Origin of the sequence: Nocardiopsis sp. CA-288880 (genome assembly GCF_050955985.1) — a bacterium.
GTDB classification, from domain to species: domain Bacteria; phylum Actinomycetota; class Actinomycetes; order Streptosporangiales; family Streptosporangiaceae; genus Nocardiopsis; species Nocardiopsis tropica.
Genome location: NZ_CP192105.1, coordinates 1,305,829 through 1,329,517, shown reverse-complemented (window position 1 = coordinate 1,329,517; position 23,689 = coordinate 1,305,829). Strand labels below are relative to the sequence as shown.

The 23,689-nt window shown below is 73.3% G+C and carries 18 protein-coding genes; 11 read left to right on the top strand and 7 right to left on the bottom strand.

Annotated elements, in window-relative coordinates; all coding sequences use genetic code 11:
* Positions 1-126: 126 nt before the first annotated feature.
* From ACQPYD_RS05840 to rimP, 3 genes are read right to left on the bottom strand one after another with little or no spacing between them, the layout of a single operon-like run.
* Positions 127-417 carry a YlxR family protein gene (locus ACQPYD_RS05840; protein ID WP_267950269.1) on the bottom strand — a complete coding sequence of 97 codons (291 nt, stop codon included), beginning with the start codon at positions 415-417 and terminating at the stop codon, positions 127-129.
* Between the two features lie 28 nt (positions 418-445).
* Positions 446-1,459, bottom strand: a complete 1,014-nt coding sequence (nusA, locus tag ACQPYD_RS05835; protein WP_330158967.1) for a transcription termination factor NusA — start codon at positions 1,457-1,459, stop codon at positions 446-448.
* A 24-nt stretch (positions 1,460-1,483) separates the two neighbouring features.
* Positions 1,484-1,966: a ribosome maturation factor RimP gene (gene rimP, locus ACQPYD_RS05830; RefSeq protein WP_402914386.1), complete on the bottom strand. Its 483-nt coding sequence runs from the start codon at positions 1,964-1,966 to the stop codon at positions 1,484-1,486.
* 360 nt (positions 1,967-2,326) lie between these two features.
* Here rimP and ACQPYD_RS05825 point away from each other — a divergent pair, with 360 nt between their 5' ends.
* Both ACQPYD_RS05825 and ACQPYD_RS05820 read left to right on the top strand, forming a co-directional pair.
* Positions 2,327-2,836, top strand: coding sequence for a ferritin-like domain-containing protein (locus ACQPYD_RS05825; RefSeq protein WP_433700094.1), 510 nt, complete (start codon positions 2,327-2,329; stop codon positions 2,834-2,836).
* A 45-nt stretch (positions 2,837-2,881) separates the two neighbouring features.
* The gene (locus ACQPYD_RS05820; protein WP_433700093.1) at positions 2,882-3,343 is read left to right on the top strand and encodes a ferritin-like domain-containing protein; all 462 of its coding nucleotides are present in this window, start codon (positions 2,882-2,884) and stop codon (positions 3,341-3,343) included.
* Positions 3,344-3,400: 57 nt separating this feature from the next.
* Here the strand turns inward: ACQPYD_RS05820 and ACQPYD_RS05815 are convergent, their stop codons facing one another.
* On the bottom strand, positions 3,401-5,137 hold the full coding sequence (locus ACQPYD_RS05815) for a proline--tRNA ligase (protein ID WP_433701967.1): 1,737 nt from the start codon (positions 5,135-5,137) through the stop codon (positions 3,401-3,403).
* 210 nt (positions 5,138-5,347) lie between these two features.
* Here ACQPYD_RS05815 and ACQPYD_RS05810 point away from each other — a divergent pair, with 210 nt between their 5' ends.
* The 6 genes from ACQPYD_RS05810 (at position 5,348) to ACQPYD_RS05785 (ending at position 11,503) form a co-directional block, all read left to right on the top strand.
* The gene (locus ACQPYD_RS05810) at positions 5,348-6,205 is read left to right on the top strand and encodes a spermidine synthase (RefSeq protein ID WP_433700092.1); all 858 of its coding nucleotides are present in this window, start codon (positions 5,348-5,350) and stop codon (positions 6,203-6,205) included.
* Between the two features lie 172 nt (positions 6,206-6,377).
* Positions 6,378-7,601, top strand: coding sequence for a sensor histidine kinase (locus ACQPYD_RS05805; RefSeq protein WP_433700091.1), 1,224 nt, complete (start codon positions 6,378-6,380; stop codon positions 7,599-7,601).
* Positions 7,598-8,272 carry a response regulator gene (locus ACQPYD_RS05800; protein ID WP_433700090.1) on the top strand — a complete coding sequence of 225 codons (675 nt, stop codon included), beginning with the start codon at positions 7,598-7,600 and terminating at the stop codon, positions 8,270-8,272. Before ACQPYD_RS05805 ends, ACQPYD_RS05800 begins: the two co-directional genes overlap by 4 nt.
* A gap of 193 nt (positions 8,273-8,465) precedes the next feature.
* Entirely contained in the window at positions 8,466-9,716 is a 1,251-nt protein-coding gene (locus tag ACQPYD_RS05795; protein WP_433700089.1) for a cytochrome ubiquinol oxidase subunit I, read from the top strand.
* Between the two features lie 16 nt (positions 9,717-9,732).
* Positions 9,733-10,665 (top strand): cytochrome d ubiquinol oxidase subunit II, encoded by a 933-nt coding sequence (locus ACQPYD_RS05790; RefSeq protein ID WP_433700088.1) that lies wholly within the window; start codon positions 9,733-9,735, stop codon positions 10,663-10,665.
* A 487-nt stretch (positions 10,666-11,152) separates the two neighbouring features.
* Positions 11,153-11,503 (top strand): hypothetical protein, encoded by a 351-nt coding sequence (locus ACQPYD_RS05785; protein ID WP_433700087.1) that lies wholly within the window; start codon positions 11,153-11,155, stop codon positions 11,501-11,503.
* A gap of 964 nt (positions 11,504-12,467) precedes the next feature.
* Here ACQPYD_RS05785 and ACQPYD_RS05780 read toward each other — a convergent pair.
* The 3 genes from ACQPYD_RS05780 to ACQPYD_RS05770 all read right to left on the bottom strand — a co-directional run bounded on the left by ACQPYD_RS05780 (position 12,468) and on the right by ACQPYD_RS05770 (position 15,956).
* Positions 12,468-12,737, bottom strand: a complete 270-nt coding sequence (locus ACQPYD_RS05780) for a DUF6406 domain-containing protein (RefSeq protein WP_267948433.1) — start codon at positions 12,735-12,737, stop codon at positions 12,468-12,470.
* A gap of 183 nt (positions 12,738-12,920) precedes the next feature.
* The gene (gene secA2, locus ACQPYD_RS05775) at positions 12,921-15,227 is read right to left on the bottom strand and encodes an accessory Sec system translocase SecA2 (protein ID WP_433700086.1); all 2,307 of its coding nucleotides are present in this window, start codon (positions 15,225-15,227) and stop codon (positions 12,921-12,923) included.
* Positions 15,228-15,341: 114 nt separating this feature from the next.
* On the bottom strand, positions 15,342-15,956 hold the full coding sequence (locus ACQPYD_RS05770) for a GTP-binding protein (RefSeq protein WP_433700085.1): 615 nt from the start codon (positions 15,954-15,956) through the stop codon (positions 15,342-15,344).
* An 840-nt stretch (positions 15,957-16,796) separates the two neighbouring features.
* Here ACQPYD_RS05770 and hisS point away from each other — a divergent pair.
* The 3 genes from hisS to ACQPYD_RS05755 all read left to right on the top strand — a co-directional run bounded on the left by hisS (position 16,797) and on the right by ACQPYD_RS05755 (position 23,472).
* The gene (gene hisS / locus ACQPYD_RS05765) at positions 16,797-18,137 is read left to right on the top strand and encodes a histidine--tRNA ligase (protein ID WP_433700084.1); all 1,341 of its coding nucleotides are present in this window, start codon (positions 16,797-16,799) and stop codon (positions 18,135-18,137) included.
* Positions 18,138-18,312: 175 nt separating this feature from the next.
* Positions 18,313-20,769: an ATP-binding protein gene (locus tag ACQPYD_RS05760; protein WP_433700083.1), complete on the top strand. Its 2,457-nt coding sequence runs from the start codon at positions 18,313-18,315 to the stop codon at positions 20,767-20,769.
* A gap of 165 nt (positions 20,770-20,934) precedes the next feature.
* Positions 20,935-23,472, top strand: a complete 2,538-nt coding sequence (locus ACQPYD_RS05755) for a LuxR C-terminal-related transcriptional regulator (protein ID WP_433701966.1) — start codon at positions 20,935-20,937, stop codon at positions 23,470-23,472.
* Positions 23,473-23,689: the final 217 nt, after the last annotated feature.

Below are 23,689 nucleotides of genomic sequence, written 5' to 3'. Positions count from 1 at the left end.
TGCTTCCTCATCGCTACACAACAATGGGTCGGTACTCGCGTGCCGACACAGCACTGGTACGCCGACCTCGGTTATGACAACCAGGAGGCCGGCCCAGACATTCCAACCCTATCGGGAGCGGTAGCCCTATCCGCCACGAGGGGCGGCATCGAGCAGGGCCTCTACGGGTGAGAGGTCCCACCCGGCGTCACCCGCTCCCCTCCGGTAGGCGCGGGACCATACCCTGCGACGCTCGGCGAGCTCGAGGCACCGCCGGTCGTCGTGCAGGTAGGCGCCACGCCCCGGACGTCGACCCCGGGTGTCGGGCATGATGGCCGTGCCCACAGCCACCAGCCGCACGAGGTCGGACTGGACTGCCCGAGACCGGCACCCCACGCATGTGCGCACAGGGCCGTCGGGACCGTCTCCGGCCACCATATCGCGTCGGGGCATCGCCGCGACCCGATTAACCGGCCGCGGCGGCGTCGTCGCCGTCGGTTCCGTCACCGTCGGCGGGACCGCCGGCGGGTTCGGCGTCGGAGCGGATGTCGATGCGCCAACCGGTCAGACGGGCGGCGAGGCGGGCGTTCTGGCCCTCCTTGCCGATCGCCAGGGACTGCTGGTAGTCGGGCACGACGACCCTCGCGACACGCGCGGCCATGTCGAGGATTTCCACGGAGTTGACCCGCGCCGGGGACAGGGCGTTGGCCACGAACACGGCCGGGTCGTCGGAGAAGTCGACGATGTCGATCTTCTCTCCGTGGAGTTCCGCCATCACGTTGCGGACACGGCTGCCGAGCGGACCGATGCAGGCGCCCTTGGCGTTGACCCCGCCCCGGTGCGACCGGACGGCCATCTTGGTGCGGTGGCCCGCCTCCCGGGCGATCGCCGAGATCTCGACGGTGCCGTCGGCGATCTCGGGCACCTCCAGCTCGAAGAGCTTGCGCACCAGGTTGGGATGGGTGCGCGAGAGGGTGACCGACGGACCCCGGTGCCCCTTGCGGACCTGGACCACGTAGGCGCGCAGCCGCTCCCCGTGGGTGTAGGTCTCGGTGGGGACCTGCTCCTGCGGGGGCAGGACCGCTTCGAGCTTGCCGAGGTCGACCAGCACGTTCCGGGGGTCCTTGCCCTGCTGGATGATGCCGGAGACGATGTCGTGCTCGCGCCCGGCGAACTCGCCCAGGGTGAGCTCGTCCTCGGCGTCCCGCAGGCGCTGGAGGATGACCTGCTTGGCGGTGGAGGTCGCGATGCGGCCGAAGCCGGACGGGGTGCCGTCGAACTCGCCGACGACCTCGCCCTCCTCGTCCGTCTCGGACACCCACACGGTCACGTGGCCGGTCGAGCGGTTGAGCTCGACCCTGGCCTTCTTGTCGGGTCCCTCTTCGCGGTGGTAGGCGATCAGAAGCGCGTCCTCGATGGCCTTGGCCACCAGCTCGACCGCGATGTCCTTCTCGCGCTCCAGGCTGCGCAGGACACTCATGTCAATATCCACGGGGCTCCCCCTCTAGTCCGCCGCGTCGGTGTCGGCTTCGCGACGGAATTCCACCTGGACCCTGCCCGGGCCGAGCTCGGCGTGGGCGAGGGTGCGGGGCCGGCCCCCGACGTCGAGGGTGACCCCCTCGTCGTCGGCGTCGGTGACCCGGCCGGTGACGTCGCCGCCCCCGGCGAGGGCGGCCTTCACCAGCCGTCCACGGGAGCGCCGCCAGTGGCGCGGCTGCGTCAGCGGACGGTCCACCCCGGGCGAGGTGACCTCCAGGACGTAGGGCAGCTCGCCCATGACGTCGGAGGCGTCCAGCGCGGCGTTGACCTCCTGGCTGACCTCGCCGACCCGGTCCAGGTCCACCCCGTCGTCGGAGTCGACGACGACGCGCAGGACCCGGCGCTTGCCCGCCGGTGTCAGCTCGACGGCCTCCAGGTCCAGTCCGGCCTCGGCCAGTACCGGCTCCAGCAGCTCGGCGATGCGCTCTTCGCGTGCCTGCGCTCCCATGTGGTGTCTGCCCCTCCAGCGGAGAAATCCCGCCCGCTCGGCCTCGGGCCGGTGTACGGGGCGGTCCAGCTCTGTACGTAGTCTGCGACTGAACGGTCCGCCCCCCGGGGGACGCGGACCGGCCGCGCGTCGCGTGCGACGGCGGTTGTGCTGCAAGGGTATCCACACCCGGGCGTCCTCCAGGTCGCCGTCGGTGCCGGGGAGGCGCCGCGGAGTGGCCCCGGGAGGCGGGAAGGCCCGCGTGGAGGGGTGTGTCGGCAGGGGCCGGGCCCCGCGCGGACCGTGGAAAGATGGGGCCGTGGCCGTCCCGGGCGGCCGCCGTGCCGGCGAGGGGCGGCGCGGGGCACGGAAGGAGAGCACGTGGGCCAGGTGAACGGCTGCGTCAGCCGCCGCACGGTGCTGGGCGCTGCGGCGGCCGGAGCGGCGGTCGCGGGTCTGGCCGGGTGCGGCGGGGCGGAGTGGTACCCCGCGGACGTGACCCCGGACGAGTACGTGCTCCGGTCGGTGATCCGGGAGAAGGAGCGGGCGGTGTCCCTCTACGAGGCCGCGATCGCCGGCGGGACGGGGCCGGCGGACCTGCTGGAGCGGCTGCTGGAGCACCACCTGACCCATGTGGACGCGCTCGTGGAGTCGCTCCCCGAGGACGCCTCACCCACCCCTCCCGCCGACCGGGCCGGGGGAACCCCTCCGGAGGACGGGCCCGCGCCCGGGGAGGCGCTGGACACCGCGGGACTGCGCCTGCTGGAGTCGGCCGCGACGAGTGCGCGCCTCGACCAGGCCGCGGCCGTGTCCGACCCCGGCCTGGCCCAGCTGATCAGCGGCATCGGCGCCTGCGAGGCAGGACACGCGTACCTTCTGGCCCGGGCCTAGGCCCGGCCTTCCCGCACGGCATCCACGAACCTGAAGGCGGTACTGGTGAGCGAGAGTCCCGCGTCCACCCCGGGCGGGGCGGACCCCGGCGCGGACCCCGGCCCCGACGCGCTGGCCGAGGCGCTGAGCGCCGAGCACGCGGCGGTGTACGGGTACGAGTTCGTCGGCGGTGCCGCCGGGGACCGGGACCGGCGCGAGCGCGCCCTGGAGGCCGCCCAGCAGCACAAGGCCCTGCGTGACGCGCTGCGCGCGGCGGCGGTGGAACGCGGCTTCGGGGCGCCCTCGGCGCTGGCGACGTATCCCCTGCCGGAGGGGCGCGACGGCGACGGCTTCGACGCCTTCGCGGTCGGGCTGGAGGAGACGGCGGCGCGTGCGTACCTGTGGCTGACGGCGTCGGGCGACGCCGGTCTGCGGTCGAGGGCCGCGCGCGCCCTCCAGGAGACGACGCTGCGGGGCCTGGAGTGGGGCGGGGAGCTGGACGCCCTCCCCGGCTTCGAGACCGCCTGACGGGAGCACGCGCGAGGGGCCGGGGACCTGCTCCCCGGCCCCTCGCCCCCGGTCGGCCTAGCCGCGGCAGGCGGCGACGGTGCGGTCCACGATCTCGGCCAGGGCGACCTCCTCGCGGTCGCCGGTGGCGCGGTCCCGCAGCTCCACCAGGCCGTCCTTGAGCCCGCGGCCGATGATGACGCCGGTCGGGATGCCGAGCAGTTCGGAGTCGGTGAACTTGACGCCCGGCGAGACGCCCTTGCGATCGTCCACGAGGACGCGCAGTCCGCGCGCCTCCAGCTCCGCACCGATCCGCAGGGCCTCCTCGATCTGCTCGCCCTTGCCGGTGCCGACCACGTGCACGTCGGCGGGCGCGATGGCGCGCGGCCAGACGATGCCCTTGTCGTCGTGGGACTGCTCGACGACGCAGGCGACGGCGCGCGAGACGCCGATCCCGTAGGAGCCCATGGTGATGCGCTTGGGCTTGCCGTCGGCTCCGAGGGCGTCCACCTGGAAGGAGTCGGTGTACTTGCGGCCGAGCTGGAAGATGTGGCCGATCTCGATGCCGCGCGAGGTGTACAGCGTGCCCCGCCCGTCGGGCGAGGGGTCGCCGTCGCGGACCTCGGCGACGTCGATGACGCCGTCCGGGGTGAAGTCGCGCCCGGCCACCAGGCCGATGACGTGGTGGTCGGCCCTGTCCGCGCCGGTCACCCAGGCGGTGCCGGTGACCACGCGCGGGTCGACCAGGTAGCGGACCTTGTTGTCCAACAGGGCGAGGGGGCCGATGTAGCCCTTGGCCAGGAAGGGGTTGGCCGCGAAGTCGGCCTCGTCCAGGAGCGCGACCTCGGTGGGCTCCAGTGCGGCCTCCAGGCGCTTGAGGTCGACCTCGCGGTCGCCGGGCAGGCCGATGGCCAGCAGCTTCCACTCCTCGGCGCCGGGCTCGCGGGTCTTGACGAGGAGGTTCTTGAGGGTGTCGGCCTCGCTGAAGTCGCGGCCCAGCCCGGCCCCGTTGAGGAAGTCCACCAGCGTCTGGATGGTCGCGGTGCCCGGGGTGTGGTGCACCACCGCCTCGGGCAGCCCCTCGACGGGCAGCGCCGGGGGCGCCGGGGTGGCGACGGCCTCGACGTTCGCGGCGTAGTCGGACTCCGTGCTGCGCACGAAGGTGTCCTCGCCGCTCGGGGCCACGGCCAGGAACTCCTCCGAGGCGGACCCGCCCATGGCCCCGGACGTGGCGGAGACGATCACGTACTCCAGCCCGAGCCGGTCGAAGATCCGGATGTAGGCGGCGCGGTGCGCCTCGTAGGAGGCACGGAGGCCCTCGTCGTCGATGTCGAAGGAGTAGGAGTCCTTCATGTGGAACTCGCGGCCGCGGAGCACGCCCGCCCGGGGGCGCGCCTCGTCGCGGAACTTCTCCTGGATCTGGTACAGGACGACGGGGAAGTCCTTGTAGGAGGAGTACTCGCCCTTGACCAGGAGCGTGAACAGCTCCTCGTGCGTGGGGCCGAGCAGGTAGTCGGCGCCCTTGCGGTCCTTGAGGCGGAACAGGGTGTCGCCGTACTCCTCCCAGCGGCCGGTCGCCTCGTAGTACTCCTTGGGCAGGAGGGCGGGCAGGAGGACCTCCTGGCCGCCGATGGCGTCCATCTCCTCGCGCACGACGCGGGCGACGTTGTCCAGGACCATCTTGCCCAGGGGCAGCCAGGAGTAGATGCCGGGGGCGGCCCGTCGCACGAACCCGCCGCGGACGAGGAGCTTGTGGCTCGGCACCTCGGCGTCCGCCGGGTCCTCACGCAGGGTGCGAAGGAACAGGTTCGACATCCGCAGCAGCACGGCCACTCCTCGGTGAACACGCCCGTGGGGCGTGGGGATCAGGACTAAGGGAGTCCCAGGCTAGCGGTAGTGCGGACGCGTTCGCGCGTGGGTTGCGCGAGCGCTCCCGCCCGTACCTAGGCTTGGTGGCCGGCGATCCCGGCGGCGGGCGCGGCCGGCACAGGGGCCGGCGGACGCCGCCGACGAACGGGGAAGAGCATGGGCAGACGCGGTACTCGGGACGCGGGACCCGACGGGGCCGGGGAGCAGGAGGGCGTTCCCGGGACGGAGCTGCTCGCGGACGCGGACCGGTCCGACTCGTGGTTCCTCGTGGTGGAGGGGACGCCGCAGTCCCACGTGGACCTGGCGGACCCGTCCTACCTGGACTTCTCGTACATGCGGCGGATCGCGCACGCCGCCGACCTCGTCGCGCCCGCGGGCGAGCCGATCGACGCCCTGCACCTGGGAGCGGGGGCGCTGACCCTGGCCCGGTACGTGGCGCACACCCGCCCGGGCTCGCGGCAGCGCGCGGTGGACGTCGACGCCCCTCTGGTGGAGATGGTGCGGCGGCGGCTGCCGTGGGACCGCAGAGCGCAGCTGCGGGTGGGGATCGGCGACGCCCGCGAGTGGATCGGCGCCCGGCACGCCGACAGCGCGGACCTGGTCGTCAGCGACGTGTTCGCGGGGGCGCGCACGCCCGCGCGGCTGACCTCGGTGGAGTTCTACGGGGAGATGGCGCGCGTGCTGAGGCCCGGAGGCCTGCTGGCGGTGAACATCGGCGACGGCCACTCCCTGGAGCACACCCGCGCCCAGGCGGCGACCGCCCGTGCGGTGCTGCCGCACGTGGCCCTGACCGCCGCGCCCGCCATCCTGCGCGGGCGCCGGTTCGGCAACCTCGTCCTGGTGGCCGGGCACCGGCCGCTCCCCACGGAGGACCTGGGCCGCCGCGCGCACCGCGACCCGGAGATGGCCCGGCTGCTGGAGGGCGGGGAGCTGGACCGCTTCGTCGCGGGCCGCGCGCCCGTCCACGACGCGGACGCGGTCGACTCCCCCGCCCCGCCGGACGACGTGTTCTGAGCCCGCCGCCGGGCCCCGGCGCGGACGGCCGGAACCGGCCGCCGCTCACGGCCGACGGGGTTCCCGGGGACGCGGGGCCCGGGGCGCGTACTCCGGGGGGAGTACGCCGACGCGCGAAGTGCACCCCTGAGGAGGACGCGCGGCCCCGGGGGGTGACCGTACCGTCGTGGGTGTGGCAGCACTACTCCCGCGCCCGACGCGCACCGACGCCTGGCTCGCCCTGGTCCTGCTGGTCCTGTCCGCGGGCAGCACGCTCCTGGTCGAGTGGCTCGACCCCGTCCCCACGGACCGCGAGCTCTGGCCGTGGGGGTGGGCCCTCGTCCTGGGGGCGTGCCTGCCGCTCCTGTGGCGGACCGCCTTCCCGCGCGTCGTGGGCCTGGTCTCGATCGTCTCCGCGACCGTCTACTACCCCCTGGGCTTCCCGGACGGCATGGTCATGCTGTGCACCGCCGTCATGCTCTACACCCTGGTCCGCTGGGGCCACCGCGTGTTCGGGTGGACGCTGGGCGTCGGCCAGTTCGCCGCGGTCAACGCCTACGAGCTGCTGGTGAGCGGCGGGTTCCGCTTCGAGGCGGTGGGCATGGTCGCCTGGGTCATGCTGCTGCTGTGCACGGGCGAGGTCGTGCGCTGGCGCCAGGAGTACCTGCGGGCCGACCGCGAGCGCGCGCTCGAGGCGGGCCGCACGAAGGAGGAGGAGGTGCTCCGCCGGGCGTCGGAGGAGCGGGTCCGGCTGGCCCGGGACGTGCACGACACCGTCGCGCACAACATCTCGCTGATCAACGTGCAGGCCGGCACCGCCCTCTACCTCATCGAGACGGAGCCCGGGCGCGCCGCGGAGGCCCTGGCCACCATCAAGCAGACCAGCAAGGACACCCTGACCGAGCTGCGCGGGATGCTGGGGGTGCTGCGCGCCGTGGACGAGGCCGCGCCGAGGTCGCCGGTCCCCGGGCTCGACCGGGTGGGCGAACTCGCCGAGGGCACGCGGACCGCGGGGCTCGACGTGGAGGTCGAGGTCGTCGGAGCCCCCTCCCACCTGCCCGTCAGCACCGACTCCGCCGCCTACCGCACCGTGCAGGAGGCGCTCACCAACACCGTGCGCCACTCCGGCGCGACGGCCGTCCGGGTGCGGATCGAGCACGGGGCGTCCGCCCTGGTGGTCGAGGTGACGGACGACGGCCGCGGCACGGTCGGCCCCCCGGTGCCGGGCAACGGCATCACCGGGATGCGCGAACGCGCCGCCCTGGTCGGCGGCACGGTGGACGCGGGCCCCCTGGAGGGGGGAGGATTCCGGGTGCGGGCGCGGCTGCCGTTGGGGCCGGCCGGGCCGGGACAGCCGGACTCCATCCCGCCGGACGTGCACGGCCCGTCCGGCGCCGACGAAACGAGGACGCCGTGATCAGGGTGCTGCTCGCCGACGACCAGGCCCTGGTGCGCGCGGGTTTCCGCGCACTCCTGGACAGCGCCCCCGACATCGGGGTGGTCGCCGAGGCTGGTGACGGCGAGGAGGCGGTCCGGCTGGCCCGCGCGGAGCGGCCCGACGTGGTCCTGATGGACATCCGCATGCCGGGTGTGGACGGCCTGGCCGCCGCCGGGCGCATCCTCGCGGACCCCGGCCTCTCGGAGACGCGGGTCGTCATCCTCACCACGTTCGACCTGGACGAGTACATCTTCGAGGCGCTGCGCGCCGGGGCCAGCGGGTTCCTGGTCAAGGACACCGAGCCCCGCGACCTCCTGCAGGCGGTGCGGGTCGTGCACGCGGGCGAGGCGCTGCTCTCGCCGGCGATCACACGGCGGCTGATCTCCGACTACGCCCGCCGCCCGCCCAGCGCCCCGGACCCCTCGGTCCGCCTCAACGGGCTCACCGACCGCGAGCGCGAGGTGGTCGCCCTGGTCGGGGGCGGGCTGTCCAACGAGGAGATCGCCGCCCGGCTGGTGGTCAGCCCTGCCACGGCCAAGACCCACGTCAGCCGCTCCATGGTGAAGCTGGGCGTGCGCGACCGCGCCCAGCTGGTCGTGATCGCCTACGAGACGGCCCTGGTCACGCCGCGGTGGAGCCGGAACACCTGACCGGCCCTCCCCCGGCCCTCCCCCGAGGGGCGCCGGGGGCGCCTCGGGGCCTCCCCCTACACCCGCGGGAGTACGGGCGGGGCGGCGCGTACCCCGGGGGGCGGCCGCACGGTGCCCCCTCCGGGACGATGCGTCCGCCGCTGCCGTCGTCGGATCCTTGGCGTGTCCCCACCGCCGAACGCGAGGCCCGACGATGTTCGAAGACCCACTCCTGCTGGCACGGCTCCAGTTCGCGCTGACCGCCGCCACGCACTACATGTTCGTGGCGCTGACGCTCGGGCTCGCCCCGTACATCCTCACCACCCAGTTCCTGGCCGCCCTGCGCGGCGACCGCTCGCGGATGACCGCCGTGCGCTTCTGGGGAGGCCTCTACCTCGTCAACTACGGCATGGGCGTCCTGTCGGGCCTGGTGATGGAGTTCCAGCTGGCCCTCAACTGGAGCGGGCTGCACGAGATGTTCGGCTACACCTTCGCGGCGCCGCTGGCGCTGGAGACGATGACGGCGTTCTTCGTCGAGTCCACCTTCCTGGGGCTGTGGATCTTCGGCTGGGACCGCATGGGCCGGTGGGCCCACCTGTCCTGCTTCGCGGTGGTCACCGTGACGGCCTACTCCTCGGCGTGGTGGGTCCTGGTCTCCAACGGGTTCCTGCGCAACCCCGTCGGGTTCGAGGTCGTGGACGGCGTCGCGCAGCTGACCGACCCGGTCGCCCTGATGACGAACCCCGCCGCCACGATGGCCTTCGGACACGTCGCCGGCGGCGCCATGACCGTCGGCGCCCTGGTGGTGGCCGCCACCAGCGCCTACCACCTGGTACGGCGCGACGACCCGGACGGGATCTTCCGGCGGGGCATCCGCTACGCCGCGGTCGTCATGGGCGTGGCGCCGGTGTTCGTGGTGGTCTTCGGCGGCGTCCAGTTCGAGCTCTTCGGCGAGGCCCCGCCCACGAGCGGCCTGACCCACACCGCGGAGGAGATCGCGGCGATCGAGGCCGCCTCCCCCGGCGGACCTCTCCTGAACGGCGTCAACGCGACCGCCGACGGCCTCATGATGAGCATGTGGGCGGTGATGTTCCTGCTCGGCCCGCTCATGCTGCTGGCCTGGCCCCTCGGCGGCCTGGACCGTTGGCGGTGGTTCCTCGCCCCGCTGGTCGTCACCCCCTTCGCCCCCTACCTGGCGAGCATCGGCGGCTGGGTGTTCCGGGAGACCAACCGGCAGCCGTGGACGGTGGTGCACCACCTGACCACCGCGGACGCGGTGACCCCCATGCCCCCGGGCGCGGCCGTCCTCTCCTTCACCTTCTTCACCGCCGCGTTCGCGGCCCTGGCGGCCGTCACCTACTGGCTCCTGGTGCGGTACGCCCGGCGCGGCCCCGGGGGCGGCCCCCTCGCGGAGCGCCGCGAGGAGGAGCCCGGCGAGTCCGCCGATCCCGTCCACACGTTCTGAACCGGGGAACACCACCATGGACGTCCTGTCTCTCGCATCCTCCGCCCTGCTCGCCCTGCTCGTCGTGGGCCACCTCGTCCTCGCCGGCTCCGACATCGGCCTGGGCATGCTGATGCCCCACGTGGCGCGCGGTCCCGCGCAGCGCCGTCGCGTGGTCGCGGCGATCGCCCCCTACTTCCTCGCCTCGGAGGTGTGGCTGGTCGCCGCCGCCGGGGTCATGGCGGGGCTGTTCCCCGTGCTGGAGCACCACGTCGTCGCCGAGCTGTGGCCGGTGCTCGCGGTCCTGCTCGCGGCGTGGCTGGTCCGGGACTCCGGTCTGTGGCTGCGCGCCCGCGTGGACCGGCCCGGCTGGAGCCTGGCCTGCGACGCCGCGGTCGTCACGGGCAGCTGGACCGTCGCGGTGATGTGGGGCCTCGCGGTCGCGGGGCTGCTCACCGGCGGCCTCACGGCGAGCGCGTTCACCGTGCTGTGCACGCTCGTGGTGACGGCCCTGTTCGCGCTGCGCGGGGCGGCCTTCGGCGCGGAGCGCCTGGTCGGTCCGACCGACGCGGAGAGCGCGGACGTGGCGGCGCGGGTCACCCGCCCGCTGTCCCGGCTCGCCCTGGGCGCGACGGCGGCGGCCGCCGCGGCCGCTCTTCTCCCGGGCGGTCCGGAGCCCGCCCCGGGCCTGCTCGCGGCGGCCCCGGTGGCGGTGCTCGCGGCGGCCCTGGCGGCGACCGGCGGCCTCGCGGGGCCGATGCTCTCCCGGCACACGTCGGCGCTCGCGATCGCCGTGCCGGGCCTCATGGTGGCCTGGGCCGCGCACCTCCCGTCGTCGCCGGTGCCGTCCGTGACCGGGACGTTCGTCTGGGCGACCCTCCTGCCCGCAATTCCGGTCATGCTCATCGGCCAGGTTTGGCTCTACCGAATGACGCGCCGACCAGCGGCCGGGACGACCTTCTTCGCCTGACCCCGGGCGCCGCCGCCTCCCAGCTCGCCGCGGTCGCGGACAGCCGGCGACGGACGTGGTACGCCGGGTCACGGACCGGGAGGGTCCCCGTGGCGGGTTGGGGAGGCCCGGGAGGGGGCACGCCAACTTGTGGGAGACACGCCCGCGACGCCCCTCCCGTCCCGGGGGGATACCCGGCGTGATCGCGCGCGGGCGCTGCTGAGCCCCGAGGAGTGACTGTGACCCACCCCCTGACCACCCCCCCGGACCTGGCCGGATGCAGCTGCGGTACGGGCTGCGGATGCGGATGCCAGAGCGGCGGTTCCTGCAGCTGCGGCGGCGGCTGCGGCTGAGGCCGCCACGAGACGGCGGGCCGCCCCCTCGGGGGCGGCCCGCCCGCGTTTCCACCGGGCCACACACCCCCGAAAGGTCGCGACAACGGGCGACGTCGGAGATACGCTGTGTCACTACGTGAAGCTGCGTATCCACCCACCGGGGGAGATCAGCGATGTCACCGTTCACCACGCCGGCGCCGCGGAGGGGCGGCCTCTCCGAGCACGCGAGGCTGCTCCGGTGCGTACAGGGCATCCGGGAGCGCTCCGTGCGGGCGGTCCCCTGGGAGCCGGACACCGTCGGCCTCCCGGACGCCGGCTCCGACAGCGCCCTCGCCAGGATCAACGACGTCGCCTTCTACGCGAACGCCCGCGACGAGGTGGCCGCGCTGGCAGGCGTCTGCGCCGACCTGCTGCGGCTGCACCGGCCGGAGGAGCGGGAGGGCGCCGGCGGGCACCGCTGCGGGGGATGCCGCCAGACCTGGCCCTGCCCCACCTTCGCCGAACTCACCCGTCTCCTGGGCTGAGCGGCGCCGCGACGGACGTCGCCCGCCGGCGTCGGGGCGCGATCCGACGTCGACGGGCGACGGTCCTCTCTCACCTGCCCGTGCGCTGACGACCGGCGACCGAACCGCCGGGCGCCCTCACCGGGCCAGGTATACGCAGAGGTTAATACTGGAACGCGTTCTACCGCAAGACCCGCATGAAGAAGTCGTGCAAGAAGGACATGGATCCCACTCGACGCCCTGTCGGGTGCAACAGGATCTACCGACGAGCGCGGGCGGGGCGGCGCCGGGGGCCGCACGGCGGCGCCCGCGACGGACGCCCCGGCCGAACCGCCGGACACGGGCACGGCGAGGCGGGGAACGGGGCGGGGAGGGCGCGGGGCGGAGGGTCCGCCACGGCGGGGGCCCGGACGGCGCGGGACGGAAGGCGCGGCACCGACAGGAGGGCGGGAAGGCCGGGGCCGGAGCGGCGGGAGGCGCCGGACCGGGGACGACCGGCCGCCGCGGGGCCGGCTCCCCCGGACGCGGGGCGGCCGGGCCCAGGGGCGGGGGACAGCCCCTGGGACCGGCTTCGGGGGGCGGCAGGGCGCAGCGGCCCGGAAACCGCCGAGAGTGGTGCCCTCCCCGTGCGCCGAGGCGCGCCCTGCTCCACAGACGTTAACGATTCAGCGGTAACACGAACACCCTCCTTCAGATAACCGGAACGTCTCGATTCCTTCCGGCCATATCAGGAGGCACGCGCTGAACTGCGGTGACACAGAGCCATGGCGCCGTTTCACTCCCGAAACCCCAGAAATCACAGAACTCACGGGAGCCCCGCCGAGGCCCGCTACGGCCCCTTGGGGCGGACTCCACCGGCAAAAGGCCGACATCCATAAAACCGGAAAGGGAAACAATCCGTGACTTCCCATGGAAAGGTTGCACGGGGTTGCGATTCCGGATCCGAGCAAGTCGTTTGCACCCCGGGCGGCCGCCCGGGCCGTGCTCAGCTTATTCGCGTGGCAAGCAGATAGGCGGAGGGGTTGTCCGCGTCAACGATATCGGTGACCCTCCACACCTGCCCTCCCACACTGAACACATCTCCTACGTGGACGTCGATCATGGGCGTGGGGCGCCACTCCTTCGGTCCGCCGATCTTGGCCACCGGTCGGCCTTCATCGTCGATCCAGAAGCTTCCCCCACCGACCGGGCCGCCCGCGAAGCGGTCGTTCCGGCCGTAACTGATCTTCTCCTGCGCGCCGACTTCGTGAACCACAGTGGATTCAGTCCCAACCGTCTCGGTTTCCGTTGAAAACGCAGCCATGTTAACGCGGTCCAGGCAATTGCGCATGGCGATTTCGCGTCTGGCCGACGTTTCAGAAGAATAGCTGACAAAGGTAATGCGCGGGCCGGGACCAAAGTCCCGACCCGCGCAGGAAACCGTCCTTGCCGAAAAACCTCAGTCCCGGTCGGCCGTGCCCCGTCCGCCCTTGAGCCGTCCCACCAGGGTCTCGAACGCCGAGCTGAAGGGGTGGTCGTGCACCATGTAGGTCCACGTCATCGACGGACGCTTGACGCCCACACCGCTGACGTCGAGCTCGCCGTCCTCGGCCTCCAGCTCCTCGAAGCTCTCCGCGGCACGGGCGCGCGCGTCGTCCAGGAAGCCCTTGAACACCGGCACGGCGTCGCGGTTGAACTCGTCCAGGGGGTCCCGGCGCCCGAGGAACCGGAGGTGGATGCCCTCCCGCAGCTCCGACAGGAACGCGTTGTGGTCGGTCCAGCCCCGGTCCAGGTGGTACAGGGTGATGAGCCGGGCCGCCTGGGCGACCTTCTCCTCCCCCACCTCCTCCACGAGCGCTCCGTGGTGCTTCTTGCGGTCCAGCCCGATGTGCCGGTCGCCCTGGTCCCCGGTCAGGACCGTCTCGCGGTGCTCCAGGACCACGTCGCGCTGGACGTCGATCAGCTGGTTGTACCGCCAGGTGTTGCGGTGGATCTCCAGCAGCTGCCCCTCGGCGACCCGCTGCGCGTGGTCGACCATGTGCAGCCAGCCGCCGTCGGTGATCTCGCCCTCGGCGGTGGTCTCGTACCCCGTGGTCTCGGGGGCGTTGTTCACCACCAGGTCGTCGTCCATGCTGACGAAGAAGATGGAGTCGCCCGGGTCGCCCTGGCGACCCGCGCGTCCGCGCAGCTGCCCGTCCAGGCGGCTGCTGGGGTAGCGGCCGAAGCCCATCACGTACAGTCCGCCGGTCTCGACGACCCGTTCGCGGTCGGCCATGTCGCTGCCGCCCAGACGGATGTCGGTGCCGCGGCCGGCCATCTGGGTGGAGACGGTGACGGCGCCGTAGGTGCCCGCCTCCGCGATGATCGACGCCTCGTCGGCGTCGTTCTTGGCGTTGAGGACCACGCAGTCCAGGCCGGCGCCGCGCAGGCGTTTGGCGAGCAGCTCGGACTCCGCGACGTCCTGGGTCCCGATGAGGATCGGTCTCCCGGACTTGTGCACCTCCTCCACCTGCGCGACGAGGGCGTCCTCCTTCTCCTCGCGCGTGGCGTACAGGCGCGTGCCGTGGTCCTCGCGCACGTTGGGCTTGTTGGAGGGGATGACCGCCACCTCCAGCTCGTAGAACTCGCGGAGCTGCTCGGCCACGGCCATCGCGGTGCCGGTCATGCCGCCGCGCGTGGGGTAGCGGAGCACCAGCGACTGGACCGTGATGGAGTCCAGGACCTCGCCGGTCTCGCTGACCGCGACCTTCTCCTTGGCCTCGACGGCGGCCTGGAGGCCGTCCGGCCACCGCTGGAGGAGGGCGATGCGGCCCCGGGACTCGTTGATGAGCCGGACCTCCCCGTCGCGCACCACGTAGTGGACGTCGCGCTGGAGCAGCACGTGCGCGTGCAGGGCCAGGTTGACCTGCGGGAGGACCGACGTGTCGTCCTCCGAGTACAGGTCGACCCCGCCCAGGGCCTTCTCGACGGCGTCGATGCCGGCGTCGGTGAGCTGGACGTTGCGCCCCTCGCCGTCGATCTCGAAGTGCAGGCGGGGCTTGAGCCCGCGGACGATGTCCGCCATCTCCACGTCGGCGGCGACGCTCTCCGCGGCCCCCGCGAGGACGAGCGGGACCCGGGCCTCGTCGACGAGGACCGAGTCGGCCTCGTCGATGATCGCGATGTTGGGCGGGGGCACGACGCGGTCGCCGATGTCGGTGACCATGCGGTCGCGCAGGACGTCGAAGCCGAGCTCGCTGACGGCGGCGTAGGTGACGTCGCAGGAGTAGGCGGCGCGGCGCTCCTCCTTGGTGGAGTCCTCGGTGATCCACCCGACGGTGACGCCGAGCATGTCGTAGACGGGGCGCATCCACTCGGCGTCGCGCCGGGCCAGGTAGTCGTTGACGCTCAGGAGGTGCACGCGCTGGCCTCGCAGCGCGAAACCGGCCGCGGCGAGGGCACCGGCGAGGGTCTTGCCCTCGCCCGTGGCCATCTCCGCGACGTGGCCGTCGAGCAGCGCCATGACACCGAGGAGCTGCACGTCGAAGGGACGCTCGTCCAGTGAGCGCCGGGCGGCCTCGCGGCCGACGGCGCACAGCGACACGAGGTCGTTGCGATCGTAGGGGAGTTCGGCGTTGCCGAGTTCGATGGCCTTCTCCGTCAGCTCGGTGTCGTCGAGCTCACGCAGACCATCCTCCTCGGCTTCGATCGCCGACAGGAGCTTGGTATAGGGCCGCAGGTCCACCGCACCGGGCTTGCCCAGTAGGCGGCGGACGCTTTCCGCCATTCGTCCGAACACCACCACAGGGTAACGCCGGACACAACCCCTTGGAGAACCCCGGGGCGCCCTCGTGCCGGGCGGGACCGGGTGCCCGGCCCCCGTGCACGGGGCGCCCGCGCGTCACACGAGCTGGCGGCGGGTGCGCTGGCGTGCCTCGACGGCCATGGCGTGCTTGACGAGGGTCATCAGGACCCGGACGACGGACTGCTTGTCGCGGGCGTCGCAGTAGACGACGGGCACCTCCGGGGTCAGGTCGAGGGCGTCGCGCAGCTCCTCCGCGCTGTACGGGGCCTCGGGGTCGAACTCGTTGACGGCGACGACGAAGGGCAGCCGGTACTGGCGCTCGAAGTAGTCGAGCGCCTGGAAGGTGTCCTCCAGGCGGCGCGTGTCGGCCAGGATCACCGCGCCCAGCGCGCCGCGGACCAGGTCGTCCCACATGAACCAGAACCGCTGCTGGCCCGGGGTGCCGAACAGGAACAGGGTCAGGTCGGTGTCCAGCGAGATCCGCCCGAAGTCCATCGCGACGGTGGTGCTCGTCTTGTCCGGGGTGTGGGAGAGGTCGTCGACACCGGCGCTGGCGGCGGTGACCGCGGCCTCGGTACGGACGGGCGGGATCTCCGAGACAGCGCCGACGAACGTGGTCTTCCCGACCCCGAAGCCCCCGGCGATGATGATCTTGGTGGACAACGCGGTGGTGGCCTGGAGGTTGTTCGTGCTGTTGGCTGGATCGATCACAGTTAGTCCTAGCGAGAGTGCCGGGCCAGTACGGACGATACGGCTCACACGGCCCGGTCCTGAGGGGTGCGGTGTGCTCCCGGGGTCCGAACCCTCTCGGGAGGCGCCGCCCCTGGAACCTAACACCGGAAAGAGGCCGCTAACGGCGTTTTGGGAACAGTGGTGCAAGAGACCACATTCCCGGCGGCGCAAGGCCCTGCGGCCTCCGGGACAGCGGGAACGGCCACGGGGGCCCGAGCCGTCCCGTGGCGGCGGGTCCGCACCCCAGGACCGGCCGTAACCAGGTAAGCACAGACTTCTACCCCGGAAGGTTGACTTTACGACATTGTGAGCGGTCATTTTCGGCCGCTTTCGGCCGCGCCGATCCCTGTCCGGAGCCGTCCACGGAGTCTACGGTGGAGGACAGGGCCCCCGCGCCACGACGCGGTCGCGGTGCGGTCGCGGTACGGACTCCTGGCACGAGGACGCGACCGCCGCGGGAGCCCCCGCGGCGCCCCGGGGCGGCCGCGCACCGACGTCTCGCTCTTCGGCGTCGGGCCGGTCGACGCCTCAGGTCGGCGTTCCGGCGCCCCACCGGCCCACAACCGTCCACGTGGGCCGGTGGCGGCTGGACCGACCCGCGCGCGCCCGCACGCCCACCGCGAGAGCCCCGTCGCACGGGCCCGGGGGACCCGGCGCGCCCACGCGCCCCGGCCGCTCCCGGGACCGCTTCCCCTGGTTGGCCGTAGGATGGGCTCGCCCTCCCCCCGCCGCCGGACCCGCACGCGCGAACCCGCGCCGCCGTCCGGCCGGGGGCGAGCCGAACCGACCCGACCCTCCCAAGGGAGCCGAGAAACCCACATGTCCGATCAGCGCGTCGTCCGCCCCACTCCCATCAGCGGTTTCCCCGAGTGGACCCCACAGGTCCGGGCCGTGGAGCAGCGCTGGCTGGACCATATCCGGGCCGGGTTCGAGTCCTTCGGCTTCGCGTCGGTGGAGACCCCCTCGGTGGAGAACCTCGACGTGCTGACCGCCAAGGGCGAGACCTCCCAGGAGGTCTACACCCTGCACCGGCTCCAGGCCGACGACGCCAAGGACGACTCCGACGCGCGGCTCGGACTGCACTTCGACCTCACCGTGCCCTTCGCCAGGTACGTCGCCCAGCACTTCAACGAGCTGACGTTCCCGTTCAAGCGCTACCAGATGCAGCGCGTCTGGCGGGGCGAGCGGCCCCAGGAGGGGCGCTTCCGCGAGTTCACCCAGTGCGACATCGACGTCATCAACGTCGACTCCGTCCCCCTGCACTTCGACGCCGAGCTCCCCCGCATCGTCCACCGCGTGCTCAGCGGGCTGGACATCCCCGCCTGGACGCTCAACGTCAACAACCGCAAGGTCCTCCAGGGCTTCTACGAGGGCCTCGGGGTCAAGGACCCGGTCGCCGTCATCCGCGCCGTCGACAAGCTCCACAAGATCGGCGACGGCGGCGTGCGGGAGATCCTCCTGTCCGAGGGCCTCGGCGGCGAGCAGGCCGACGCCTGCCTCGCCCTGGCCCGCGTCAAGGGGTCGGGCGAGGAGGTCGCCGCCCGGGTGCGGGAACTCGGGATCACCTCCGACCTGCTCGACGAGGGGCTCGACGAGCTCGCCTTCGTCATGGGAGACCTCGCCGACCTGCCCGAGGGCAGCGTGGTCGCCGACCTGTCCATCGCCCGCGGCCTGGACTACTACACGGGCACCGTCTACGAGGCCTCCTTCGACGACGACCCCGGGTACGGGAGCATCTGCGCGGGGGGCCGGTACGAGGACCTCGCCGGGCAGTTCATCCGCCGCAGGCTGCCGGGGGTCGGCATCTCCATCGGCCTCACCCGCATCTTCGCCAAGCTCGTCGCCGAGGGGCGGATCACCGAGGGGCGGACCTGCCCCACCGACGTCATGGTCGTGGTCCCCGGCGCCGAGTCACGACGGGACGCCCTGCTCACCGGCGAACTGCTGCGCTCCCGCGGGTTCAACACCGAGGTCTTCCACTCCACCGCCAAGGTGGGCAAGCAGATCCAGTACGCCGCCAAGAAGGGCATCCCCTTCGTGTGGTTCCCCCCGTTCGACGCCGACGGCGCCCACGAGGTGAAGGACATGGGGACGGGCGTCCAGGGTCCGGCGGACCCCGGCACCTGGTCCCCCGGCTCCGGCGCGGGCAGCGCAGGGTAGTCGACCCGTAGCACCCCATCGACCGGCATGGGCGGTTTCCGGCCGCTCATGCCGGAACCGGCCATCGGCGAGACAGCCCGGGGCCGGGGATGCCAGACTTGGAACGGCTTTCTCCGCGTCGACGCGTCCCCGGGCGTGCCCCGCGGGCCGATTCGGAGTCCTACTGATCGAGGCCATGTCTCATCCTCGCCACAACCTGCCCCTGTCCGCCGGCGAGTTCATCAGGTTCGTCGGGCGCGAGCGCGACATCGTCGACCTGAGCCGCCTCCTCAACACCGCCAGGATGGTCACCCTGACCGGCACCGGCGGCATCGGCAAGACGCGCCTCGCCCTCCACCTGGCCGAACGCGTGATGCGCCGGTTCCCCGACGGCGTGCGCTTCATCGACCTCAGCGAGTCCTCGACCCACGACCAGGCACTGCGCACGGTGGCCAAGAGCCTCCAGGCGGTGGAGGACGACGAGCGCACGATGACCGACGCGATCATCACGTCGCTGCGCACCCGCGACCTCCTGCTCCTCCTGGACACCTGCGAGCACGCCGTGGGGCCGATGGCCCGGCTGTGCCAGGCGGTCCTGCGCGACTGCCCCCGGGTACGGATCCTGGTCACCAGCCGCCAGCCCCTGCACGTTCCCCAGGAGAGCATCTGGCGGGTGCCGCCGCTCTCCCTGCCCGCACGGGCCACGCCCACCGACCCCTACGCGGCCGACCCGGCGCCCATCCCCCGTCGCGACACCCAGCGCTACGAGTCGGTGCGCCTGTTCGTCACCCGCGCGCACGCCGCCCGCTCGGGGTTCGAGATGACACGGGAGAACTCCGGCTACATCGCGGAGATCTGCCGGATGCTCGACGGGATGCCCCTGGCCATCGAACTGGCGGCCGCACGGGTGCGGGTGCTGTCGGTGCAGCAGATCCTGCGCCGCCTGGACGACCGGTTCCAGCTCCTGACCAGTGACGGCTCGGGCGACCTGCCCCCGCGCCAGCGCACCCTGCGCGCGGTCCTGGAGTGGAGCCACGACCTGCTCACCGAACCGGAGCGGCTCCTCCTGCACCGGCTGTCGGTCTTCTCCACCTGGTACCTGGAGGCCGCGGAGGACGTGTGCTCCGGCGAGGGCGTCGACGCCTCCGACATCCTGCCGCTGCACTTCTCCCTCCTGGACAAGTCCCTGGTGGTGGTGGACACCGAGATCGACGGCACCGCGCACTACCGGCTGACCGAGACGGTGCGCGCCTACGCCGTGGAGCGCCTGGCCGAGGACGGGGACCTGGACGCGCGCTGGGAACGCTACCTCCGCTTCTCCGTCACGCGCCTGGAGGAGGGGGCCAAGAGCTTCCGGGCGCCGCTGGCGTGGAGCGAGCGCCTGTCGTACCTGAGGCTGCTCGACCACCACCGGGAGAACCACTCGCGCATGGTGGAGTGGGCGCTCTCCCAGGGGCGCGTGGACGACGCCCTGAGGGTGTGCGTGGCGCTGCGGCCGTACTGGATGGTGCGCGACCTGGCCTCCGAGGGCAGCCGCGTCCTGGAGCGGGTCCTCGCAGCCGACCCGGACGACCAGTCCCCGTCCCTGCGGGCGCGGGCCCTGGCCCTCCAGGCCGAGCTGCGGCTGGAGCTGGACCCCGCTCCGCGCGTGTCCACGCTCGCCCGGTGCGCGCTGGAGGCCGCGCGCGCCTGCCGCGACGCGGGGGCCGCCGCCTCCGCCCTCACGACCACGGCCTTCCTGGCCCTGCGGTCCGGCCGGCCGGACGAGGCGCTGGAGCACGCCGAACGCGCCGGGCGCTGGGCCGAGCGGGTCGACGACCCGATCACCGAGGGGACGACCCTCGGGGTGCTGGCCCAGGCGGCCAGGCGGGGCGGGGAACCCGACCTGGCCGTGGCCCACCTGGAGCACGGCATCACGCTGGCGGAGGGCCTCGGCGACCGGTGGAGCGTGGCCCGCGGCCTGCACGGGCTGGGCTCGATCGCCGCGGAGCGCCGGGACTTCGCCCGGGCGCGGGACCTGTTCACCGAGGCGCTGGCGGTCTTCGGCGAGCTGGAGGCGGCCCCGGCGACCGCCCGCTGCGCGCGGGACCTGGGCCGCCTGTTCCTGGCGGGGGGCGAGCCCCTCAAGGCGCGGGAGCCGCTGTCCACGTGCCTGCGGGTGAGCTTCACGTCCGGCCGGCGGATCGCGGTCGCCCGCGCGCTGGAGGCCCTGGCCGAGCTCGCGCTCGCCGAGGACGAGGCCGAGAGGGCCGCCGCCCTGGCGGGCGTGGCCGCCGGCCTGCGCACCTCCCTGGACCGCCCCTCGGCCGAGACGCTGCGGCTGCGCTCCTCTGTGGAGCGCCTCGTGGGCGGCGCCCGGACGTCCGAGGCCTGGAACGCGTGGCGGTCGCTGCCCCTGGAGCAGGTGCGCGACCGGGCCCTCGCCTTCCCCCGGCCGCCCGCCCCGAGGGCCTCGGGCCCGGAGTCGCTGACGCCCCGGGAACGGGAGATCGCCGAACTCGCCGAGCGGGGCCTGTCCAACCGCGAGATCGCCGAGCGGTTGACCATCAGTCAGGCCACTGCGGCCAGACATATAGCGAACATCTTCAGAAAACTCTCGATTTCCTCCAGGACGCAGTTGACCGGTTGGGCTGCTTCCCGCGACGGTGGCTGAGAGGGGCCCGATCGCCCGGTAGCACTTGCACAGTGCGCGTGCACCCGCTAAGACAGAAACCCCGACCTCCACCGCACCCCTCGATGACGTCCCCCTTGCCCACCGACCCCTCAGCCCTGGTGAGGAACCCCCCGACCGCCCCTACCTGTGAAGGCCATGGCACCTTTGACCGCGCCAGCGCGGCACAACCTCCCCCGACCGGGCACCGGCTTCGTCGGCCGTGAGCGGGACCTGAGCGACCTGCTCCGCCTGCTCGGCTCCAGCCGGTCCGTCACCCTGTGCGGAACCGACGGCATGGGCAAGACACGGCTGGCCCTGCGCCTGGCCGAGCAGTCGACCGTGTCCTTCCCCGACGGGGTGTGGCTGGCCGACCTCACCGACGCCCACACGACGCTGGAGGTCTACGCGCGGGTGTGCGCCGCGGTCGGCGTGATCGAGGAACCCGGGCAGCCCCTGGCGGCCACGGTGGCCGAGGCGCTGCGCTCCCGGCGCCTCCTGCTGGTGCTGGACTCCTGCGAGCACGTCCCCGACCAGGTGACGGAGGTCGGCGAGGCCCTGTTGGCGGCCTGCCCGGCGCTCTCCATCCTCCTCACCAGCGAGGAGCCCGTCCGGCTGGCGGGCGGGACCGTGTGGCGGATGACCCCGATGGCGCTTCCGGTGGCCGCGCGCAACGCCCCGCCGCCGGACCCCGCCGCGTCCGACGCGGTCCGGCTGTTCCTCGACCGCGCCCGGGCGCGCGACCCCCGCTTCTCCGCCACTCCGCAGGAGACGGAGGCCGCGGCCGTGGTCTGCGACCTCACGGGCGGGGTGCCCCTGGGGATCGAGGTGCTCGGGGCGCTCGCGCCCGTCGTCGGGCCCGGCGCGCTCGCCGAGGGCCTGCGCGCCCACCTGGCGTCGCCCGAGTTCCAGCCGGGGCCGGGCCAGGCGATCTCGCGCAGCCAGGTGCTGCCCCTGGTGCTGGACTTCGTGTACGTCGGCCTCCCGGAGCCGGAACGGGTGCTCCTGCGGCGCCTGTCGGTGTTCCGGGGCTGGGACCTCGAACTCGCCGAGCAGGTGTGCGCGGACGAGTCCCTGCCCGAGTCGGCCGTCCTGGATCTCCTGACGTCGCTGCTGGACCGCTCGCTGATCACCGTGACCGGTGAGTTCGAGGGCAGGGTCCGCTACAAGCTGCCGGAGGCGGTGCGCCGCTTCGCCGCCGGACGCCTGGCCGCGGCGGGGGAGGCCGACCTCTACCACGAGCGGCTGCTGGACCGGATGCTCCGCCTGGTCGAGGACCTGGGCCTCAAGCTGGAGTCGAGCCGGCCGATGCCCTGGAGCGAGCGCGACGCCGGTCGCCAGCGGGTGATCGCCGAGTACGACACCCTGCGCTCCCTGCTGGGCTGGACCCTGTGCCGCGGCGCCGCGGAGTCCGGGCTCCGGCTGTGCGTGAGCCTGGTCGCGCACTGGGTGAGCCACCAGTGCCACGCCGAGGGCGCCCACTGGATGGACCGGCTGCTGGAGCTGGAGGAGTCGGACAAGGCGCCCTCGCGGGCGCGGGCCCTGGTCGCCCGGGCCCAGCTCGCGCGCGTGCGCCGCGACCACGGCCTGGCCGTGGCGCTGGGCGAGGAGGGGCTGCGACTGTGCCGCGAGGCCGGGGACGACGCGTTCGTGCGCACCGCGCTCAACGTCCTGGCCCTGGTGGAGGTGCGCGACCGCGTGTCGGACCAGGCCGCGGTGCGGGTGGAGGAGGCCCTGAGGCTGTGCAGGGAGGCCGGTGACCAGTGGGGCGAGGCGATCGCGCTGGGGACCCGCGCCGCCCTGGTCGCCCAGCAGGGCGACTACCCGACGGCGGACCACCACTACAACGCGGCCCTGACCCTGTTGCGGGGCATCGACCACCGGTGGGGCGTGGGCGTCACGCTCATCGGGCAGGCCCGGGCCGCGGAGGCCAACAACGACCTCATCACCGCCGACCGCTGCTACCGCGAGGCGCTGGACACCCAGCGGATGATCGGAGCCGCGGCGGAGGAGGCGCGCTGCCTGGCCGGGATCGGCCGTGTGGCGCACGCACAGGGCTCCACGAGCCAGGCCTACGACTACCTGAGCGAGGGGCTGCTCCTCAGCCACTCGACGGGGCAGCGGGCCGAGGCCGCGCGTGCGCTGGTCGCGATCGCGCGGGTGGTGTTCGGCGCCGGGCTGCGGGAACCGGCCTGCCGCCTGGCCGGCGCCGCGACGGGTGTGCGCGGACAGCTGGGCCTGTCGGTGCACGAGGCCCCGTGGCCGTTCACGGACGTGGAGCGGGTCCGCCGGCGCCGCCGCCAGCTGGTGTCGTGGTGGGAGCAGGGCCGAGGTCTGGACCTGTCCGACGTGGTCCGCGAGGCCGAGCGCCTGGCCGAGGAGGGGCGGCGTGCGCCGGCGCGCCGGCGCACGCCGCCCGCGCCCTCCGCAGCACCCCGGGCGCCGGGGCGCGGTCGCGCCCGCCGGCCCCCGGAGGGGCCCGTCCCCGCGCCCGAGTCGGTGACCCCGCAGCAGCGGTTGACCAAGCGGGAGCTGGAGATCGCGCGGCTGGTGAGTTCGGGGCGGAGCAACCCCGAGATCGCCCGGACGCTGTTCATCACCCCGTCGACGGCGGCCAGGCACGTCGCCAACATCAACCGCAAGATGGGCTTCCACTCACGTGCGCAGATCACGGCGTGGATGGAGCAGCACAGAGCAGCGGGCTGATCGCCCGGTCTGCCCGCTTACGCCCTCTCTCGTGCGGGCGCTCTCTCCCCTGCGGCCAGAATCTACATATGCATCTGCATAGCAATATGCATGTGCATCTGACTGTGAACGCGCTAGGGTTCAAGCCATGGGACATCACGTTCGTGGCACTCTCGTGGCACGGTTCCGTGAGTCCCAGAAGCGGCCGTCGGAGCCCGGGCCGAACACCGGGATCCCG

Bases quoted from the DNA above. Each gene is read 5' to 3' on its own strand.
- ACQPYD_RS05840 (WP_267950269.1), bottom strand. From the start codon at position 417: ATGGTGGCCGGAGACGGTCCCGACGGCCCTGTGCGCACATGCGTGGGG.
- nusA (WP_330158967.1), bottom strand. From the start codon at position 1,459: ATGAGTGTCCTGCGCAGCCTGGAGCGCGAGAAGGACATCGCGGTCGAG.
- rimP (WP_402914386.1), bottom strand. From the start codon at position 1,966: ATGGGAGCGCAGGCACGCGAAGAGCGCATCGCCGAGCTGCTGGAGCCG.
- ACQPYD_RS05815 (WP_433701967.1), bottom strand. From the start codon at position 5,137: ATGTCGAACCTGTTCCTTCGCACCCTGCGTGAGGACCCGGCGGACGCC.
- ACQPYD_RS05810 (WP_433700092.1), top strand. From the start codon at position 5,348: ATGGGCAGACGCGGTACTCGGGACGCGGGACCCGACGGGGCCGGGGAG.
- ACQPYD_RS05795 (WP_433700089.1), top strand. From the start codon at position 8,466: ATGTTCGAAGACCCACTCCTGCTGGCACGGCTCCAGTTCGCGCTGACC.
- ACQPYD_RS05790 (WP_433700088.1), top strand. From the start codon at position 9,733: ATGGACGTCCTGTCTCTCGCATCCTCCGCCCTGCTCGCCCTGCTCGTC.
- ACQPYD_RS05785 (WP_433700087.1), top strand. From the start codon at position 11,153: ATGTCACCGTTCACCACGCCGGCGCCGCGGAGGGGCGGCCTCTCCGAG.
- secA2 (WP_433700086.1), bottom strand. From the start codon at position 15,227: ATGGCGGAAAGCGTCCGCCGCCTACTGGGCAAGCCCGGTGCGGTGGAC.
- hisS (WP_433700084.1), top strand. From the start codon at position 16,797: ATGTCCGATCAGCGCGTCGTCCGCCCCACTCCCATCAGCGGTTTCCCC.
- ACQPYD_RS05760 (WP_433700083.1), top strand. From the start codon at position 18,313: ATGTCTCATCCTCGCCACAACCTGCCCCTGTCCGCCGGCGAGTTCATC.